The organism is Candidatus Accumulibacter cognatus (assembly GCF_000584975.1).
Classification (GTDB): Bacteria; Pseudomonadota; Gammaproteobacteria; order Burkholderiales; family Rhodocyclaceae; genus Accumulibacter; species Accumulibacter cognatus.
The window spans coordinates 20,284-37,159 of the sequence record NZ_JDST02000080.1; the positions used below are offsets into that span (position 1 = coordinate 20,284).

The following is a 16,876-nucleotide window of genomic DNA, read 5'->3' on the forward strand; positions in this document are numbered from 1 at the left end:
GCTGCTAGACTGGATTTTGGTCTGCCAACGAGGGTAGCCATCGATCGTTGTTTCCGGTGCCAGCATGCACCACTTTTTGAGGAGTGAAGGACATGGGTTTGTTTGATTTCGTCAAGGAAGCAGGCGAGAAGCTTTTTCATGCCAAGGATACCGAAGCGGCATCGGCCGAACTGGCCGGTGCTCCCGATGACGAAGCAGCCAAGGCGCGCCTCGACGAGCTGAACCGTACCGCAGCGGACGCGATCGAGGCCTACATCAACACCCAGAACCTGCCGGTGACCGGCCTGACGGTCACTTTTGACGGCGCAAGCGGAACAGCGACGGTCTTCGGAGTCGCCGGCGACCAGACCAGCAAGGAGAAAATCCTCCTCTGCTGCGGCAACGTTACCGGTGTATCGCAGGTCAACGACATGCTGTCGGTTGATCAGAGCGAACCCGAAGCGACCTTCTACACCGTCGTCGCCGGCGACAATCTGTCGAAGATCGCCAAACGGCACTACGACAACGCCAACAAGTACCCGCTGATCTTCGAAGCCAACAAGCCGATGTTGACTCACCCGGACAAAATCTATCCCGGACAGGTGCTGCGCATTCCCCCGGAGTAATTTCAGATGGCCTGACTACCGGGCCAGAGCGTGCAGTCCTTGATAACCGACATAGAAGCCGACCAGCAGGATCAGCATGCCCGAGAAGTAGGGTGCCTTGCGGGCGAACTCCCCGAAGCCGCCCCAGCGCGTGACAACATGTTTCACGCTCAAGGCCGCCAGGGCGCCTGAAGCCACCATCGTCAGCGCCAGCCCGATGCTGAAGCACATGACCAAGGCTGCTCCGAGTGCGACCTCTTTCAGTTGCAGGCACAGCAACAGCACGGTGATCGAGGCGGGACAAGGAATCAGTCCGCCGGTCAGTCCAAAGACGATGATCTGGCCGGTCGTCACTTCCCGGTTGGCGAAGCGGCGGCGAATGTCGTTGGCGTGGGCCAGTTCGTGCGGGTCCTGATAGCCCGGTGCGGAGACATCCAGTCCCTCGTAGTCCTGGATCGCATGGTGGTGGTCGTGCTCGTGCTCGACGTACTCGACATCATAGTCGTGGCTGTGATGCGCATGCCCCAGGCGAAGGCGGGCAACGAATTCGTGCGGCTCCGGAATCTCCTGCTCGGACTCGACGAAACCGTCGCGCTGCACGAAGGTGAAGGCCTGGCGACTGCCGTCGGCACGTTCCGTCTCGACCCTCACCTGGTCGGCTGCCCAGATCTGACCGTGCCGGCTCTCGCTGAACAAGCGGAAGCGCGGCGGCACACCCTCCTCAAACACTTCCAGCCGAACTACCCCGTGGCCGGTGTCGATGCGCCGGGTCTCGTCATGGTGGTGACCGTGCTCGTCGTGGTCGTGTGTTGCATGCTGTTGCCGCCAGGTCCGCCACATCATCCACAGCGCAACGCCGACGATGAGCACGGCGGACGCTAGCTGGAAGTAGGATTCAGTCACCTCGGCGTTCCAGTGACGTCCGAAGTACAAGCCTGCCAGAGCGACCGCCCACACCACGGCGGTATGAGAAATCGTCGCCGACAAGCCCAACAGAACGGCCTGAGTGACCGTGCCGCGAATGGCGACGATGAAGGCAGCCATCATGGTCTTGGAATGGCCGGGTTCGAGACCGTGCAGCGCCCCGAGCAGGATGGCGCTGGGGACGAACAGCCAGGCGTTGCCCTGCTGCAACAGGGCAGAAAATTCGGTCATGAAGTTTCCTTACAGGTACTTGGTGATGGCCTTGAACTCGCGGATGGTGTCGTCAGCGCTTTGGGTACCTTCGCGAACCGCCTGTTCAAGACAATGGTCGATGTGGTCATGGACCAGGGCTTTTTTTGCACTGCCAATCGCGCTCTCGACTGCCTGGAGCTGTTGTGCGACCTCCAGACAAGGGCGCTGCCCTTCGAGCATGGCGAGGATGCTCTTGAGGTGGCCTTCGGCCCGCTTGAGCCGCTTGATGATTTCGGGGTGTGAGGTGTGTGTCGTCATCGCTTCATATCCTATCCTGGGGGATAGGATATCATGTCCGGCGAGACGCTTTTGCAGTTTCTTCGGACGATCAGTCTGTCGGAGTCAGGTCCAGGAGACGGCGTCGGAAGGCCAAGGTATCGCGATCAGGATGGCTACCGGCAGCGATATCGCGGAAAGCGAGCGAATCGTGGGTCGCCTGCTCCAGTTTCTGGCTGGAGAAGATACCCGTGGCCTAGCTAGACCTGGAAACGACCGACCAACTCGTGCATCTCGGTCGCCAGACGCTTCATTTCTGCCGATGCGCCGGTCGTTTCGCCTGTCGAGGCGGTATTGGCCTCGCTCGTCGACACGATTCTTGCCACCTGCTGGGCAATCAACTCGCTGGCAGTGCTTTGTTCCTTGAGCGCGTTGGCGATGTCCGACGATACGTCAACGACCCGGATCGCTCCCTCGCGAATCTGGACGATCGATTCTCCTGCCTGACGGGCACCTTCGGCATTGCTGTTCACCTGCCCCACCAGCTGCCGCATATCATCCAGTGCGCGCTGCGTCTCTTCCTGGATTGCGCCAATGACCACGGAAATCTCCTTCGTTGCGGTTGTTGTCCGCTCTGCGAGTTTGCGCACCTCGTTCGCCACGACCGCGAAACCGCGTCCCTGCTCACCAGCCCGGGCGGCTTCAATGGCGGCATTGAGCGCCAGCAGGTTGGTCTGATCGGCAATTTCCTTGATCACCTCGGCAGTGCTGCCGATCTGGTCCGTCCGCTTACCCAATCCTTCCAGGGTGTGTGACGCGCTCTGCACGGTTTCGGCCATGGCCACCATGTCACAGACAGTCTTCTCGATCACCTGTCCACCGTTCACGGCCGTAGCCAGGGCCTGTCGCGCGATTTCCTGGGCGGTGGCAGAGGAATTGGCAACATGGGTGATGCTGACCGACATCTCTTCCACTGTCGCGGCGATCGACGACGTGGCATCGTTCTGTTGCCCGGTTGCTGCTGCCAGATGCCCGACCGATTGTGCCAGCTCAACGGAAGCGCCAGCCACATGGTCGCCAGTGTCCCGCATCCGCCTGACCACTGCCTGAAACTCGTCGAGAAGAGAATTCACACTCGATGCCACCTGCGCCATCTCGCTCTTTCCGGAAATCGGGATACGCCGGCTGAGGTCAAGCGATTCCCTGATCTTCGCGGTGGTTTCCTGGACAATTGCCATCTGCCCGGAGATCTGTCGCACCGTGACCACCACCACCGCGCCGGACAGGAGGAGGGCGATCGCCATCAATGCGATCAGAAGTCTGCGTGAGGATGCCAGCGACGCTTCCAAGGCGATCAATTGGTGCTCAAGATGATCGGTTTCGCTTTTTTCGAAAGTGGCCACCACCTTGGCGATGCTTTCTGTGGCCGCTCTGTCCCGGCCCTTGACCGCGACATCGACCTTCTTGCCAGCCTGGGGATCGTTCTTGTCAAAACTGCCAAGCGCCGTCTTGTAGGTGCTGCCGAGGTCAGCGTGATCCTGGATGAGCTTTTCGATGTCGGCGATCAGCCCCGCGTTCTCCGGATGGGTCTTGAGGGTGCCGAGCGCGGTTTTCAGCCGTTCCTGAACGACCTTTTCCTTTTCCAGGAACGCTTTTTCATATCGAGAAAATTCCTGTTCCTGGTTACCGCGGATGAGAATGTTTTTCCATTCCTGCACCTGCGTCTTGAACGCGACTGCAGCGGTCTGGATGTCGATCAGGGTTCCGATACCCTGGCGTATGTCGACCAAGTTAGCCCGTAGTTGGGTGTTGAAGCGGGATAACTCGAAAATACCGACGCCGCTGGCGATGACCATGCTGCCGACGGCAATCATACCGAGGATCAGGACTCGGGCCTGGATCGTGAAATTGTGCATGCAGACCTTGTTTTCGCTGGAAATGGTTGATCTGAGCGCAATATCATCACGCTTACAGGCCTTTGACAAGCGCTTTTCAGGTGCAGCGCGCCAGCGGCGGAGATGGTGTGTTGCTGGCGAGATTGCGTCGGCAGCGCTTTGGTGTATTCTGAGGTCATCAATCATCCCAGGAGGCAGCATGAGCATGTCGGCGACGACCTTGCAGAGCACGACCGCCGATCGACCGTTCACCGTTGACCGTTCGCTGCTGATCCGGCGCCTGCGCGAGGTGCTGCCGGCACAGGCGCTGCTATTCGAGGAAGAAGACCTGCGGCCGTATGACTGCGATGGACTCACCGCCTTTCGGCAGTTGCCCCTTCTGGTCGCCTTGCCGGAGGACGAGGCGCAGGTGCAGGCGATTCTCCGGATCTGTCATGGGCTGCGCGTGCCGGTGGTGGCGCGCGGCGCCGCCACCGGTCTGTCGGGTGGCGCCACGCCGCATCCGGATGGCGTGCTGGTCGCGCTCGCCAAGCTCAAGAAGATCATCAGCGTCGACCCCGTATCGCGGACTGCGGTGGTCCAGCCCGGTGTGCGCAATCTGGCGGTGTCCGAGGCAGCGGCGCCCTACGGTCTCCATTATGCTCCCGACCCCTCGTCGCAGATCGCCTGCACGATCGGTGGCAATGTCGCCGAGAACTCGGGGGGCGTGCATTGTCTGAAATATGGACTGACCGTCCATAATGTGCTGCGCGTGCGCGGCCTAAGCATCGAAGGCGAGATCGTCGAGTTCGGCAGCGCGGCCCTCGATGCGCCTGGTTACGACCTGCTGGCGCTGCTCAACGGTTCGGAAGGTCTGCTGGCGCTGATCACCGAGGTCACCGTCAAGCTGACCCCCAAGCCCGAACTGGCACAGGTGGTGATCGCCTCGTTCGCCGACGTGCGGCGGGCCGGCGACGCGGTTGCCAGCATCATTGCCGCCGGCATCATTCCGGCCGGTCTCGAAATGATGGACAGGAGAGCCATTCTTGCTGTCGAACCCTACGCCAACGCCGGCTACGACATGGAAGCCGAAGCGATCCTGCTCTGCGAATCCGACGGCACGCCAGAAGAAGTGGCCGAGGAAATCGGGCGGATGACGGCGGTGCTCGAAATGAGCGGTGCTAACGGGATTCGCGTCTCGCAGAATGAAGCAGAACGGCTCAAGTTCTGGGCCGGGCGCAAGGCGGCGTTTCCGGCGGTCGGTCGCCTGACCCCTGACTATCTGTGCATGGATGGCACGATTCCAAGGAAGCATCTGGCCGATATGCTCGAAGCGATCGCTGCACTTTCCCGGAAGTACGCGCTGCGTTGTGCCAACGTCTTTCACGCCGGCGACGGCAATCTGCACCCGCTGATCATGTACGATGCCAACCAGCCGGGAGAACTCGAGCGGGCGACGGCCTTTGGTGCCGAGATTCTCGAACTGTCGGTACGTTTCGGAGGCACCATCACTGGTGAACATGGGGTGGGCATCGAGAAAATCGATCTTATGGCCGAGCAGTTCACGCTCGCCGAGATCGGCGCTTTCCATCGCCTCAAGGCGGCTTTCGACGAACATGGCCTGCTCAATCCCGGCAAGGGTGTGCCGACGCTGGCGCGTTGCCGGGAATACACGCTGGCGCGTGTCGGCGGTGAGCAGAATCCGATGAACTCGATGAACTCTTCGAGATGGTGATGGATTCCCTGATCGACAACTGGACGGCGCACATCAGCGATGCTGCCGGCCGTGGTGGCAAGCTGGCGATTCGCGGTGGCGGCAGCAAGACTTTTTACGGTGGGCGGGAACGAGGCGAGCGTCTCGACGTCGGGGCCTATCGAGGGATCGTCGCTTACGAACCGACCGAACTGGTGATCAGCGCGCGTGCCGGCACGCCGCTCGTCGAATTGAACGCGGCGCTGGCCGAAAAGGGACAATGGCTGGCTTTCGAGCCGCCGCATTTCGCGCCGACTGCGACCGTCGGCGGCATGCTCGCCAGCGGCCTGTCGGGTCCGCGCCGGCAGGCGGTCGGTGCCGTCCGCGATTTCGTTCTCGGCGTCAAACTGTTGAATGGCCTGGGTGAGGTGCTCTCCTTCGGCGGCCAGGTGATGAAGAATGTCGCCGGTTACGATGTCTCGCGGCTGCTGGCCGGCAGCCTGGGAACGCTCGGCGTGCTGCTCGAGGTGTCGTTGAAGGTGCTGCCGCTGCCAGTGGCCGAGAAGAGCCTGCGTTTTGCGATCGACGAGGCGACCGCGCTGCAGAAGCTCAATCAGTGGGGCGGGCGACCCTTGCCGATTTCGGCGTCCGCCTGGCACGACGGGATACTGACGCTGCGCCTGTCGGGTGCCGCTGCGGCGGTCGCTGCCGCAGAGCGTCTGCTCGCCGGTGAGTGGGTCGATGCGGCCGAGGCGGAAGTCTATTGGCGATCGCTGCGCGAGCAGACGCACGCCTTTTTTGCCGGCGACGCGCCGCTGTGGCGTCTCTCGCTCCCGTCGGTGGCGCCGCCGCAGGGGTTCGGAGCGACGCTGATCGAATGGGGCGGCGCGCAGCGCTGGCTGCGCGCTGGCGACGCGCGTGCGCTACGTTCGGCCGCGGCAAAAGCCGGTGGGCACGCAACGCTGTTTCGGGGTGATGACGCCTTGAAGGCCGCGGTTGGTGTTTTTCAGCCCTTGCCCGCGCCGCTGGCAAAAATTCACCGCCATCTCAAGCTCGCCTTCGACCCGCAAGAGGTCTTCAACCCCGGCCGAATGTACCCGGATTTCTGAAAGTTCGCCAAGCATGCAAACCCATCTGGCCGATTTCATCAAGGACACGCCGGCCGGGCGTGAGGCTGACGCGATTCTGCGTAGCTGCGTGCACTGCGGCTTCTGCAATGCCACCTGTCCCACTTTCCAGTTGCTCGGGGACGAACTCGACGGGCCACGCGGCCGCATCTATCTGATCAAGGAGATGCTCGAAGGGCAGCCGGTGACCGCAAGGACGCAGCTCCACCTCGATCGTTGTCTGACCTGCCGGGCCTGCGAGAGCACCTGCCCATCGGGGGTCAACTACCACCGCCTGTACGAGATCGGACGCGCCGTCATGGAGCAGCGCGTGCCGCGCTCGCTGGCTGCGCGCGCGAAGCGTTCGCTGCTTCGCGAAGCGCTGCCGCGCCGCTGGATGTTCAAGCCGGCGGTTCGCATTGGCCAACTGCTGCGGCCGCTGTTGCCAGACATGCTCGCCGAAAAGGTGCCGATGCCCGCTGGCACTCGCCTCGGCGGCGGGCTACGGCCGGCTGCACACCCGCGCCGGATGGTTGTGCTGGCCGGTTGCGTGCAGCCGACGCTGGCGCCCAATACCAATGCGGCGACCGCACGCGTTCTCGACCGGCTCGGTATCGAATTGATCGAGGTGGCAGGCGCCGCCTGTTGCGGTGCCTTGCGCCACCACCTCGATGCCCGGGAACAAGCCCTCGACGACATGCGGCGTGTCATCGATGCCTGGTGGCCAGAGCTTGAACGTGGGCGCGTCGAGGGTTTCGTGATGACCGCCTCGGGTTGTGGCGGGCATGTGCGCGAGTACGCTGCACTGCTCAAACACGACTCGGCCTACGCCGACAAGGCGGCCAGAATTTCGGCGATGACCCACGATGCCTCCGAGGTGCTCGCCGCCGAGCAGCCTCGCCTGCTCGAATTGCTGCGCGCGGCCAGGGCCGGTGTCGGCGAGCGGGTGGCCTTTCACTCGCCCTGCAGCCTGCAGCATGCGCAGAAGATTCGCGGGCTCGTCGAAGCGCTGTTGACTGCCGCCGGCTACCAGCTTTCGCCGGTCGCCGATGCGCACCTGTGCTGTGGTTCTGCGGGCACCTATTCGATTACACAGCCGGTTCTCGCCAGGCAGTTGCGAGACCAGAAGCTGGCGGCGCTCGATGCCGGTTCGCCTGCTCTGCTGGTCACGGCCAATGTCGGCTGCCAGATGCATCTGCAAAGCGGCAGCCAGTTGCCGGTGCGGCACTGGATCGAACTGATCGACGAGCGTTTGCACGCCGCTTCCTGAAGCGTACAGACCCCACACTTACAGGAGAGCGATGTTCATCGACAGTCGGGCCAGCAGTTACGATGCCTTGTGCAGGAGTTTTCGCTGGAAGCTTCCCGAACGCTTCAACATCGGCGTCGACGTTTGCGGCCGCTGGGCCGAGGACCGTAGCCGCTTCGCGCTGTACTTCGAGGACGAAAGCGGTTTCACTTCGGCGCATACCTTCTGGGACATTCAGCGCGAAGCCAATCGCCTTTCCAACGTGCTGGCGGCACTCGGCACGCTGCCTGGCGACCGGGTGGCACTGATCCTGCCGCAGTGTCCGGAGGCGGCCATCGCGCATGTCGCGATCTATCAGATGGGTGCGCTGGTCGTCCCCCTGTCGCCGCTCTGCATGCCAGATGCGCTCGCATACCGGCTCGGCGATGCGGGCGCGCATCTGGCCATCGTCGATGCAAGGACAGTGCCGACGTTGCGGCAGCTGCGCGACAAGCTGCCGCGACTGCGGCATCTGCTCTGCGTCGGCGCTGCGGCCGGCAAGGATCTCAGACGCTGGGAGGACGTGCTCGCACATGCTTCCCCACGCTACACGCCGGCAGCGACCGCCGCCCATGATCCGGCGATGATCCTCTATGATAGCGGCAGCACGGCCAGACCTAAGGGAATGTTGCTGGCGCATCGCACGCTGCTCGGCAGGCTCAGCGGCTATGTCTGCTCGCATGATTTCTTTCCGCAGCCGCGTGACCTGTTCTGGTCGCCTGCCGACTGGGCGAGTACTGCGGGCCTGTGCGATGGTTTGTTATCGACCTGGCACTTCGGGATGCCGCTGCTTGCTTACCGGGGACGTTTAGACGCCACCAGAACGTTTGCCTTGATCGAGAAGTACGGCGTGCGCAACAGCCTGCACTCTCCCGGCGCCCTGCAGAGGATGATGGAAGCGGTCCCCGACCCGAGGGCGACCTACGATCTCGACCTGCGCACGCTGGTCAGCGCTGGCGGACCGGTCGCTGCAGCGGTTTCTCACTGGGCCAGGGAGAAGCTGGGAGTGACGATCAACGAAACCTTCCGGCAGACCAGGATGGGCGATGTGCTGGGCAATTGTGCTTCGCGCTGGCCGGTGAAACCGGGTTCGATGGGCCGCCCCTACCCTGGGCATCGGCTGGCGGTCATCGATCGCCAGGGCCAGGTCCTGCCGCCGGGCGAAGTGGGCGAACTCGCCGTGCATCGGCAGTGCAACGCGGAAGACGATCCGGTGATCATGCTCGGGTATTGGCGGAACCCCGAAGCGACCACCGGGAAGTTCATCGCTGATGGCTGGGTCCTGACCGGCGATCTCGCGAAGATCGATGCAGAAGGCAATTTCTGGTACCAGGGGCGCGCCGACGTGTTCCACCCTGATGGCCAACCCATGAAACGTTGAAAGCGATAGAATTTGCCGCTGTTCTGCCGACCGTCGATCGCCGCTCCGATGGCCGGGAGCGGCAGCCAGGCCAGAAGCTGCTTTCATGAGGAGAAGGACTGAAGGCCATGCAGCGATTACCGGGAGTTTTACGCGATGTCGATTACGATTGACGCCTGTGTCGCCCAGCATCAGGGGGATCGCCGCGAACAGCAGGACCGCGCGGCGATCCTGCCGCATCCCAAAGGCGGGGGCGTGACGCTGGCGGTGGTGGCGGACGGCATGGGCGGCCATGCCGGGGGGGTGATCGCTGCCCGGCAGGTGATCCATACCGTTCGCAACAATCTCGAAGGCTTTTCCGCACGCACCGAATCGGCACGCGGACTGCTGGAATCCATCATCAATGAAGCGCATATGCTGATCAAGACATCGCGTTTCATCAACGAGAAGGATCCGCACAGCACCGTCGTGATGCTGCTGTTGCAGCCGGGCAAGGCGAGTTGGGCGCATTGCGGTGACAGCCGAATCTACCATTTCCGGGGTGAAAACCTGGTCTTTCGCAGTACCGATCATTCCTATGTCGGGCAACTGGTGGTGCAGGGCAGAATCACGCCCGCGCAAGCACTCGTGCATCCCAACCGGAACATTCTGTTGACCTCGCTGGGGGGAGCCGAAGCCCCCAAGATCGCTTTTGGCGAAACCGATGGCCTGCAGGCAGGGGACACCTTTCTGCTCTGCTCGGACGGTCTATGGGCCTATTTCAGCGATCAGGAACTGGGGTGGGTGATCAATGGCTCGACCTCGGCGCGCGAAGCCTCCGAGTTGCTGATCGGCCGGGCACGGTCGCTTGGCAGCGGGGACGGCGACAACATCTCGATCGCGATCCTGAAACTGCTAGAGGCACCGCTTGCTTAACGGCCATGGCTTTTGCCAGGCCATGACCGTTACCCCCCATGACCGTTACCCTTTTCCCAGACCCTCTCTACCGCGAGTGGAGGAGTTGGAGATTACTGAGTTGCCTAACCTGGCTGCCGGCCGGCTACTTGCGCCCCAGGCCGCCCAGCAGCGCCGCGACCGGACGGCGGGGTTTGTGCGGGCGTTCGCTATGGTGCAGCGCTCTATCGGCGTCGTTGCCGACCGCTGCCACAAGCGGCGCAGGACTCTCATAAGGCTTGCTGAAGTCGAAGCCATCTGCGGCGAGGTGTGGGAAACGCCCGTTGCTGGCGCGGTTCGCTCCTTCGCGCTGGGCATTGCGGCCCGTCATGCGCTCGCTGCGCGGGGCAGCCAGCGGGGCAAGCGCCGGCGGTGGCGGGAGTGGTCGGCGATGGCCGCGTTTGCCGCTGGGTGGGTAGGTATAGTCGTATTCGGGTTCGAAGCCAGCAACCGGAACCTGCTCGACCTGAATCCGGATCAGCTTTTCGATCTCGACCAGATACTCGACCTCACTGGCCGAGACCAGTGAAATGGCCGTTCCCGGCTTGCCCGCGCGACCCGTACGGCCGATACGGTGGATGTAGTCCTCCGGCGTGCGCGGCAGTTCAAAGTTGATGACGTGCGGCAGTTCGTCAATGTCGAGGCCGCGCGCGGCGACGTCGGTGGCGACCAGCACCAGGACCGAACCCTCCTTGAAAGCTTCGAGCACCTTCAGGCGCTCCTGCTGGCTCTTGTCGCCATGGATCGAGTCGGCGGCAATCCCGGCCTTTTGCAGTTCGCGGGCAAGCCGGTTGGTTTCGATCTTGGTGCGGGTGAACACCAGCACCTGGTTGAAATCGGCCGACTTCAGGAGTTTGACCAGCAGCGCGCGCTTGGCCTCGGCCGCCACCGGGTGGACGCGGTGGGTGATCGTCTCGGACACGGTGTTGCGTTTGGCCACTTCGATCAGCACCGGCGACTTGAGCATGCCGTCGGCCAGCTTCTTGATCTCTTCCGAGAACGTCGCCGAGAACAGCAGGCTCTGCCGCTGCCTGGGCAGCAGGTTGATGATGCGAGTGACGTCGGGGACGAAGCCCATGTCGAGCATTCGATCCGCCTCATCGAGCACGAGTGCCTGCACGCTGGCGAAGTTGAGGCACTTTTGTTCGAAGAGATCGAGCAGCCGGCCGGGGGTCGCCACCAGCACCTCGGCGCCGCAGCGGATCTCGGCGATCTGCGGCTTGATGTCGACCCCCCCGAAAACGCAACAGCTCCGGATCGGAACATGCCTGCTGTAGGTCTTGACCGACTCGTACACCTGAATCGCCAGTTCGCGCGTTGGCGCCAGCATCAACACCCGTACCGGATGGCGCGCGGGTGACGGGCTCGGGCTGGCGAAGGCCAGAATACGTTGCAGCAGCGGCAGCGTGAAAGCGGCCGTCTTGCCGGTGCCCGTTTGTGCCCCCCCCATCAGATCACGGCCCGCAAGGATCACCGGTATCGCTTGTGCCTGGATGGGCGTGGGCTCGGTGTAACCCTGGTCGGCAAGGGCTCTCAGGAGTTCAGGCGCCAGGCCCAGTTCATCAAAACGCATCCGCAGAACCCTTAAATCAGTCAAAAATCAATTGCATAATAGCGATAGACGAATTATACATCGATTGCCGATCGGTGCCCGGCTTTGCGCGCGCGCCCGGCTTGCCGATGTCATCGCCGCTTCAGGAGCTTGAGCGCACGCTCTGCAGCCGCGTCGAATACGGCGATACGCGAAACGATCCAGGCTTGGCCCGAGCGTAGCTGCTGATCGAGAGTGGCGCGTGGCATGGCTACTGCGAAGCCCCACTCCGGGTTGAACAACAGAACCCTTCCCGAGGCCGGGCTTTGCCAGCAGCAGAGACCACACGGCGACTCCTGGGGCGAGACCATGAAACGCAGCCAGTCGCCCACCGGACTCCGGCCAGCCGGTGCCCTTGGGGGCGCCTGGCCGCCGACAGGATCGGGCAGATAACGGATCGCTTGCCCGTGACGATCGCGCAGGAGAGTCTCGGCCATCGGCTTGCCTGCCTGTGCGTCCGGCGGGCGTTCGAGCGCGGGTGCTGCCTGCGGCGGCGCGGTCAGCGCCTGGTTGCGCAAGGCACTGGTCTGCAGGTCGAACAAGGTATCGAGAAAGGGTGTTCTCTCGGAGACTGGGACCCCGATGGCGTCCAGCCCGGCGCTGATTCGCCCAAGCAGCGATGAGGCCAGCCCGGCGAGGCGTTTACGTTCCTCGGCGGTCTGCTTCGGGAGCACGCTCCAGATCAGTTCGTCGGCAGTGTGGCTGTCCTCCTGCCAGCGTCTGCCCTGGATACCGCCCTCCGCGGCGGCAGCGATCATGACTCGCCACCAGTATTGCTCAAGAAACGAGGCAATCTCCGGCGAGCCGGTTCGCGCCAGACTGAGGCGCAGCCAGTGGTCGGCGAGCAGCCTCGCGTATTGCCGGTTTTCGTGCTCAAGCACGGTCTGCACCTGCGTTCCGGCCGCCTCCCGAACGGCCTGGTCACGCTGCCTGATCAGCAGGTCGAGTTCCGTCAGCTGGGGATCAAGCGAGCCATCCTGTTCGAGCGTCCGGCGGGCGCTTACGGCCAGCTGGCGGATCCGTTGGCAGAGCGGATGATTCGATTCCTGCGGCAGACCAACGCCGGCCCGCGCCATGCGATTGATCAGCGAGCGGGCAGGATGCTGGGCGTTGGCCAACAAGGAGGGATCGATGATCGATAGTTTGAGCAGCGGGATCTGCAGCCGCCCGATCGCTTCCTTGATGGCGTCGGGCAGGTCGGCGGAGTCGAGGAGGGCCTCGAAAATCAGCGCCAGGGTGTCGAAGGCGACCGCTTCGTGTTTGCCCAGGGGCAGGTCGAGATCCTTCGCCCTGAGGGTGCCCAGTGGCCTGCAGGAGGGCGGTGATGCTGCGCGTTCGTCGTCAAGGCTGGCCGACAGCGACCGGTTCTCGAGCGCCGTCAGGCGCTCGGACAGATGCTTGAGCATGATCAGCGCGGCGGCTTCGAGCGTGGGATTCCCCGATCCCGCGGTGGGGTGAGCAAGCTGCGGGACGGTCGACCGATCCGCATCGAGTTGCTGGCTGACCGCCTGCTGCAGGGCCGACAGGGTGTTGGCGTCCGCGGGCAGGGTGTCGCCGGAGGGTAACCGGCCGGTTCTGGGATCGGTGCTGCCCGACGGGTTTTGTCCTGTTGGCGCTGGCCCGATGCCGTGGCCCGCCAGCAGGCCGTCGATTTCGCCATAGAGTCCGGAGATCTGTTGGCAGAGGCCCTGTTCGAGCCGGTCGAGCAGCGCCAGCGTGGGCTCGAGACCCCCGCCGGCGTGTCTGCAGATCGCCCACAAGCCAAGACAGATCGCTTCCGGTCCAGCCGGATGGGTGGTCTCGCTCATCGCCGGCCGGCAGAGCAAGGTCATGTAGCGCGACTGACAGCGCCACAGGTTGCGGCCGCCGGCCTCGCGCAAGCGAGTGATCAGGGCGTTGATCCGGATGTCCAGCTCGAGGTCATCGTCACCCATCAGGGTCAGGCGCGAGGCGGTCAGGTTGGTGCGCTGATCGGCGTCCTCATCGGAATCGGATGCGTTGGCCAACTCGTCATGCGCCGCCCCGACTTCCTGATCGAAGGCCGCGAGCACGGCCGGTACGCGTATCCCGCACTGCCGGATGATGTCGCTGAGTCGGCGCTGAAAGAGTTCCTTGCTGGCACAGAGAATGGCACAGCGATCTTCGCCTGTTTCTGGTGCTTGCGGCGGATGGCTTTGATCGGACATGCAGGGCGGGCCAGGCGAGGGGAGGGGAGGGATGGCAACTTGTCTTGTCTATTGTACTTCGCATCCAAGGGTCATGGCGATTCGCGATACCCGGACGGCGACCTTGAACTGACCCCCGTTGCTGGCCCGCGAGGTACTGGCGGAGGCTTCGCCCTGCTGCTGGCGAGCGCAGGCTGTCCTCCCGCTGGCGATGGCTCCGGTGGCATGGCCAGGGCACCTGGCGAGGCGCCGGTGCCTGATCCGGAGGGACATGTCCGTGCTGGCCGAATCGCATTTTTCGCGTTACGATGGCCTGCATCGGCCATGCGCGCGACACGATGGCCACCCGCATCGGTAAATCGGGGTGGCACGCCCGTTTCCGCGCACGCTGGCCACGCCGAATGCACGCATGCGCACCAGCGGACGCGGCATCCGCCAGTTCGAAACCAGCCTCGCAGCACCGTCCGCCGGGAGAAGAACGGGACCTTCGCCATGACCTCAGACTCGGATACCCAGCAACCCCCGTCGTGTTCATCAGCTATGCGCACGAAAGCGAGGCGCTTCGAGCTTCGGTCAAGGCGCTGGCCGATTGGCTGGTGCAGCGCGGCTGCCGCGTCCTGACCGATCATGCTTACATTTATCGCCCGCCCGCGCAGGGGTGGCAGACATGGATGCTCGGTTGCATCGAGCAGTCCGGCACCGTGCTGGTGGTCTGCACGCCCCAACTCCGCGCCCGCTACGAGAAGACGGCGGCGCCGGACTCCGGGCGCGGGGCGACCTACGAAGGCGCGATCGTGACGCAGCAGATCTACGACGCCGCGATGCGCAACACCAAGTTCCAGCCGATCCTGCCCGACGATGGCGACGAGGGCAATATTCCGACCTTCCTCAAGCCGTGGTGGAACGGGCACCGCTTTCCTGGCGGCTACGACTGTATTCTGCGCATGATCCTCGATGGATCGGGTGACGAAGCGAAAAAAATCGGCCCACGGAAGGTGGACCCCAAGCCCCCCTTTACCTGCGAGCACGAGCGCCTGGCTGCGGAGAAACTTGCTGCGGCAGATGCGCGGCAGTTCCTCGTCGCGATGCAGCAGGAGTTCAGGAAGAGGTTTCAAAGCGAACCGCCATGCGACGCGGCCGCGATGGTCCGCTGGTTTGCCGGGCGCGAGAGCACAGATGTGCAGCAGTTGTTCTACCTGGTTCGACGGGCGCTGGGACCCTTTCCTCACGGACGACACGAGGATTTTCAACGAAAACTCGCTGAGGAGGCCGCAGTTGCGCTTTACTGCCTGGCCGCCATGCGTCTGGTGGATACGGCCGTCGCACGCGCCAACGAGGTGCGTCCCGGCGACTACCTGCTGCTTGTCCCCAGGAGCGAACGAGTGATCTGCGCGATCATCGCCACCGCCCTGTTTGGCGGCGAATTGCATCTCAAGCCTGTCGAGGCGGGCGGTGAGCTACAGCCGGAGTACGTTTTCGAGGTGCACGTTCCGGTCAGTGGTGATCGGCAGACCGAAGCGTTCGAGCGCGCGGCCTTTACCGCCGTATTCGAGAACCAGGCCGACGCTCCGCAGAAGTTCGTCGAGGCCGCACCACTGACGCCCCGCGAGCGGGCACGGCTGGCGGCGCGGATCGACGACATCCACGACCGGCAGCGAAGAATCGCGCTGATCGTCCATGGTCTCCAGCGCGTCGAGGCGGCAGCCGGACTGGCCCGTAACCACAAGCTCCCCGTATTGTTTCCCGCCGCCGAAGTACCAACCAGCGAGTTCACCACGAAGCTGCTCGGTATGGACGCGGACCGGCTCATGGCGGAGATTGGCGAGCTCTCCATCTGTCTGACCGCACGTACCGACTTTGCCTCGCAGCCGCCATCTGTTCCTTCTTCTTCATCGTAAAACGCGCCATGACCCAGACTCCTCCCAACCCCTTCGTCGCCCTGCAGCCCGACAGCGAACTCGGCCTGCCCGAGAGCGAGCACTTTTCCGCCGCCGGCCACTGGTGGAGCCAGCCGGAGATCGACGCGCTGATCCTCGCCTACGCGGCGCGCCGGCCGCTGCTGGTGCGCGGCGAAGCCGGCAGCGGCAAGAGCCAGATCGCGCGCTGCGCGGCGCGGGTGCTCGGCGACGCACCGCTGCTGGTCGAGGTGATCCATCCGCGCTTCGAGGCGCTGGACCTGCTGTATCGCGTCGATGCCGTCGAACGCCTGGCCGACGCCGAGCTCAAGCGCTTCGACGAGAGCAACGAAAAATACGTCAAGCACGGCCGGCTGTGGCAGGCGATGGAGCTTGCGCGCGCCGGCGCGCCGCTGCCGGTGCTGCTCATCGACGAGATCGACAAGGCCGACGCCGACGTGCCGAACGCGCTGCTCGACGTGCTCGGCAACCGCAGCTTCCAGGTGCCGCCGCTCGCGCACCGCGCCGTGCGCGCCGCCGGCGGCCGGCTGCCGCTGATCATCCTGACCACCAACGAGGAGCGCGAGCTGCCCGCCGCCTTCGTCCGCCGCTGCGTCGTGCTCAACGTCAACCCGCCGGCGCACGAGACGCCGCAGGGCGACGAAGCGTTCATCGACTGGCTGGCCACGCGCGGCCGGATGCATCGCCAGCTTGCGATCGCCGAAGAAGCGCGCCGGCTCGCCGCACGGCAGGTGCTGGCCGACCGCAAGGTGGCGATCGGGCTGGGCTATCCGAAGGTCGGGCTGGCCGAATACATCGACCTGCTCAGCGCGCTGCACGAATTGACGCAGGCCACGCCGGAGGAAGCGCGCACGGACGAACAAATCCACTGGCTGCAGCGGCTGGCCGCCTACGCGCTGGTGAAGAACGCCGACCAGCCGCAGGATCGCCCGCCAGTCACCCCGGCCTCCGCAGCGGCCTCGGCGACGCCGGCA

General features: G+C 63.9%; 13 protein-coding genes. 8 read left to right on the forward strand and 5 right to left on the reverse strand.

Features of this window, described 5'->3' with window-relative positions:
* Window positions 1–92 precede the first annotated feature (92 nt).
* Complete coding sequence (lysM, locus tag AW06_RS14880; RefSeq protein ID WP_034951586.1) at window positions 93–605, forward strand: peptidoglycan-binding protein LysM; 513 nt, start codon at window positions 93–95, stop codon at window positions 603–605.
* A 15-nt stretch (window positions 606–620) separates the two neighbouring features.
* Here lysM and AW06_RS14885 read toward each other — a convergent pair whose 3' ends face one another.
* The 3 genes from AW06_RS14885 to AW06_RS14895 form a co-directional block, all read right to left on the reverse strand.
* Window positions 621–1,739 (reverse strand): nickel/cobalt efflux protein RcnA, encoded by a 1,119-nt coding sequence (locus tag AW06_RS14885; protein ID WP_034951587.1) that lies wholly within the window; start codon window positions 1,737–1,739, stop codon window positions 621–623.
* A gap of 9 nt (window positions 1,740–1,748) precedes the next feature.
* The gene (locus AW06_RS14890; RefSeq protein WP_034951588.1) at window positions 1,749–2,018 is read right to left on the reverse strand and encodes a metal-sensing transcriptional repressor; all 270 of its coding nucleotides are present in this window, start codon (window positions 2,016–2,018) and stop codon (window positions 1,749–1,751) included.
* Window positions 2,019–2,236: 218 nt separating this feature from the next.
* Window positions 2,237–3,892 (reverse strand): methyl-accepting chemotaxis protein, encoded by a 1,656-nt coding sequence (locus AW06_RS14895; RefSeq protein WP_034951602.1) that lies wholly within the window; start codon window positions 3,890–3,892, stop codon window positions 2,237–2,239.
* Between the two features lie 178 nt (window positions 3,893–4,070).
* On the opposite strand from AW06_RS14895, the gene AW06_RS14900 reads away from it, so the two are divergent.
* The 5 genes from AW06_RS14900 (at window position 4,071) to AW06_RS14920 (ending at window position 10,212) form a co-directional block, all read left to right on the forward strand.
* Window positions 4,071–5,585, forward strand: coding sequence for an FAD-linked oxidase C-terminal domain-containing protein (locus AW06_RS14900; RefSeq protein ID WP_273704753.1), 1,515 nt, complete (start codon window positions 4,071–4,073; stop codon window positions 5,583–5,585).
* Window positions 5,579–6,652: a glycolate oxidase subunit GlcE gene (glcE, locus tag AW06_RS14905; RefSeq protein WP_034951590.1), complete on the forward strand. Its 1,074-nt coding sequence runs from the start codon at window positions 5,579–5,581 to the stop codon at window positions 6,650–6,652. Before AW06_RS14900 ends, glcE begins: the two co-directional genes overlap by 7 nt.
* A gap of 13 nt (window positions 6,653–6,665) precedes the next feature.
* Window positions 6,666–7,919, forward strand: coding sequence for a glycolate oxidase subunit GlcF (gene glcF, locus AW06_RS14910; protein WP_034951591.1), 1,254 nt, complete (start codon window positions 6,666–6,668; stop codon window positions 7,917–7,919).
* A 31-nt stretch (window positions 7,920–7,950) separates the two neighbouring features.
* Complete coding sequence (locus AW06_RS14915) at window positions 7,951–9,318, forward strand: AMP-binding protein (protein WP_273704754.1); 1,368 nt, start codon at window positions 7,951–7,953, stop codon at window positions 9,316–9,318.
* A 135-nt stretch (window positions 9,319–9,453) separates the two neighbouring features.
* Window positions 9,454–10,212 (forward strand): protein phosphatase 2C domain-containing protein, encoded by a 759-nt coding sequence (locus AW06_RS14920; RefSeq protein WP_034951593.1) that lies wholly within the window; start codon window positions 9,454–9,456, stop codon window positions 10,210–10,212.
* A gap of 124 nt (window positions 10,213–10,336) precedes the next feature.
* Here the strand turns inward: AW06_RS14920 and AW06_RS14925 are convergent, their stop codons facing one another.
* Both AW06_RS14925 and AW06_RS14930 read right to left on the reverse strand, forming a co-directional pair.
* Window positions 10,337–11,803 carry a DEAD/DEAH box helicase gene (locus AW06_RS14925; protein WP_034951594.1) on the reverse strand — a complete coding sequence of 489 codons (1,467 nt, stop codon included), beginning with the start codon at window positions 11,801–11,803 and terminating at the stop codon, window positions 10,337–10,339.
* Between the two features lie 110 nt (window positions 11,804–11,913).
* The gene (locus tag AW06_RS14930; protein ID WP_034951595.1) at window positions 11,914–14,007 is read right to left on the reverse strand and encodes a DUF1631 family protein; all 2,094 of its coding nucleotides are present in this window, start codon (window positions 14,005–14,007) and stop codon (window positions 11,914–11,916) included.
* Window positions 14,008–14,513: 506 nt separating this feature from the next.
* Between AW06_RS14930 and AW06_RS14940 the strand changes: the two genes are divergently transcribed.
* A complete protein-coding gene (locus AW06_RS14940; protein ID WP_034951598.1) occupies window positions 14,514–15,884 on the forward strand; it encodes an SEFIR domain-containing protein in 1,371 nt (456 codons plus the stop codon).
* Between the two features lie 8 nt (window positions 15,885–15,892).
* The coding region (locus AW06_RS20880) for a MoxR family ATPase (protein WP_273704755.1) at window positions 15,893–16,876 on the forward strand (984 nt) is incomplete at its 3' end.

Excerpts from the sequence above, each read along its gene's own strand:
- AW06_RS14890 (WP_034951588.1), bottom strand. The coding sequence starts at position 2,018 with ATGACGACACACACCTCACACCCCGAAATCATCAAGCGGCTCAAGCGG.
- AW06_RS14895 (WP_034951602.1), bottom strand. The coding sequence starts at position 3,892 with ATGCACAATTTCACGATCCAGGCCCGAGTCCTGATCCTCGGTATGATT.
- AW06_RS14900 (WP_273704753.1), top strand. The coding sequence starts at position 4,071 with ATGAGCATGTCGGCGACGACCTTGCAGAGCACGACCGCCGATCGACCG.
- glcF (WP_034951591.1), top strand. The coding sequence starts at position 6,666 with ATGCAAACCCATCTGGCCGATTTCATCAAGGACACGCCGGCCGGGCGT.
- glcE (WP_034951590.1), top strand. The coding sequence starts at position 5,579 with ATGGTGATGGATTCCCTGATCGACAACTGGACGGCGCACATCAGCGAT.
- lysM (WP_034951586.1), top strand. The coding sequence starts at position 93 with ATGGGTTTGTTTGATTTCGTCAAGGAAGCAGGCGAGAAGCTTTTTCAT.
- AW06_RS14930 (WP_034951595.1), bottom strand. The coding sequence starts at position 14,007 with ATGTCCGATCAAAGCCATCCGCCGCAAGCACCAGAAACAGGCGAAGAT.
- AW06_RS14885 (WP_034951587.1), bottom strand. The coding sequence starts at position 1,739 with ATGACCGAATTTTCTGCCCTGTTGCAGCAGGGCAACGCCTGGCTGTTC.
- AW06_RS14925 (WP_034951594.1), bottom strand. The coding sequence starts at position 11,803 with ATGCGTTTTGATGAACTGGGCCTGGCGCCTGAACTCCTGAGAGCCCTT.
- AW06_RS14915 (WP_273704754.1), top strand. The coding sequence starts at position 7,951 with ATGTTCATCGACAGTCGGGCCAGCAGTTACGATGCCTTGTGCAGGAGT.
- AW06_RS14920 (WP_034951593.1), top strand. The coding sequence starts at position 9,454 with ATGTCGATTACGATTGACGCCTGTGTCGCCCAGCATCAGGGGGATCGC.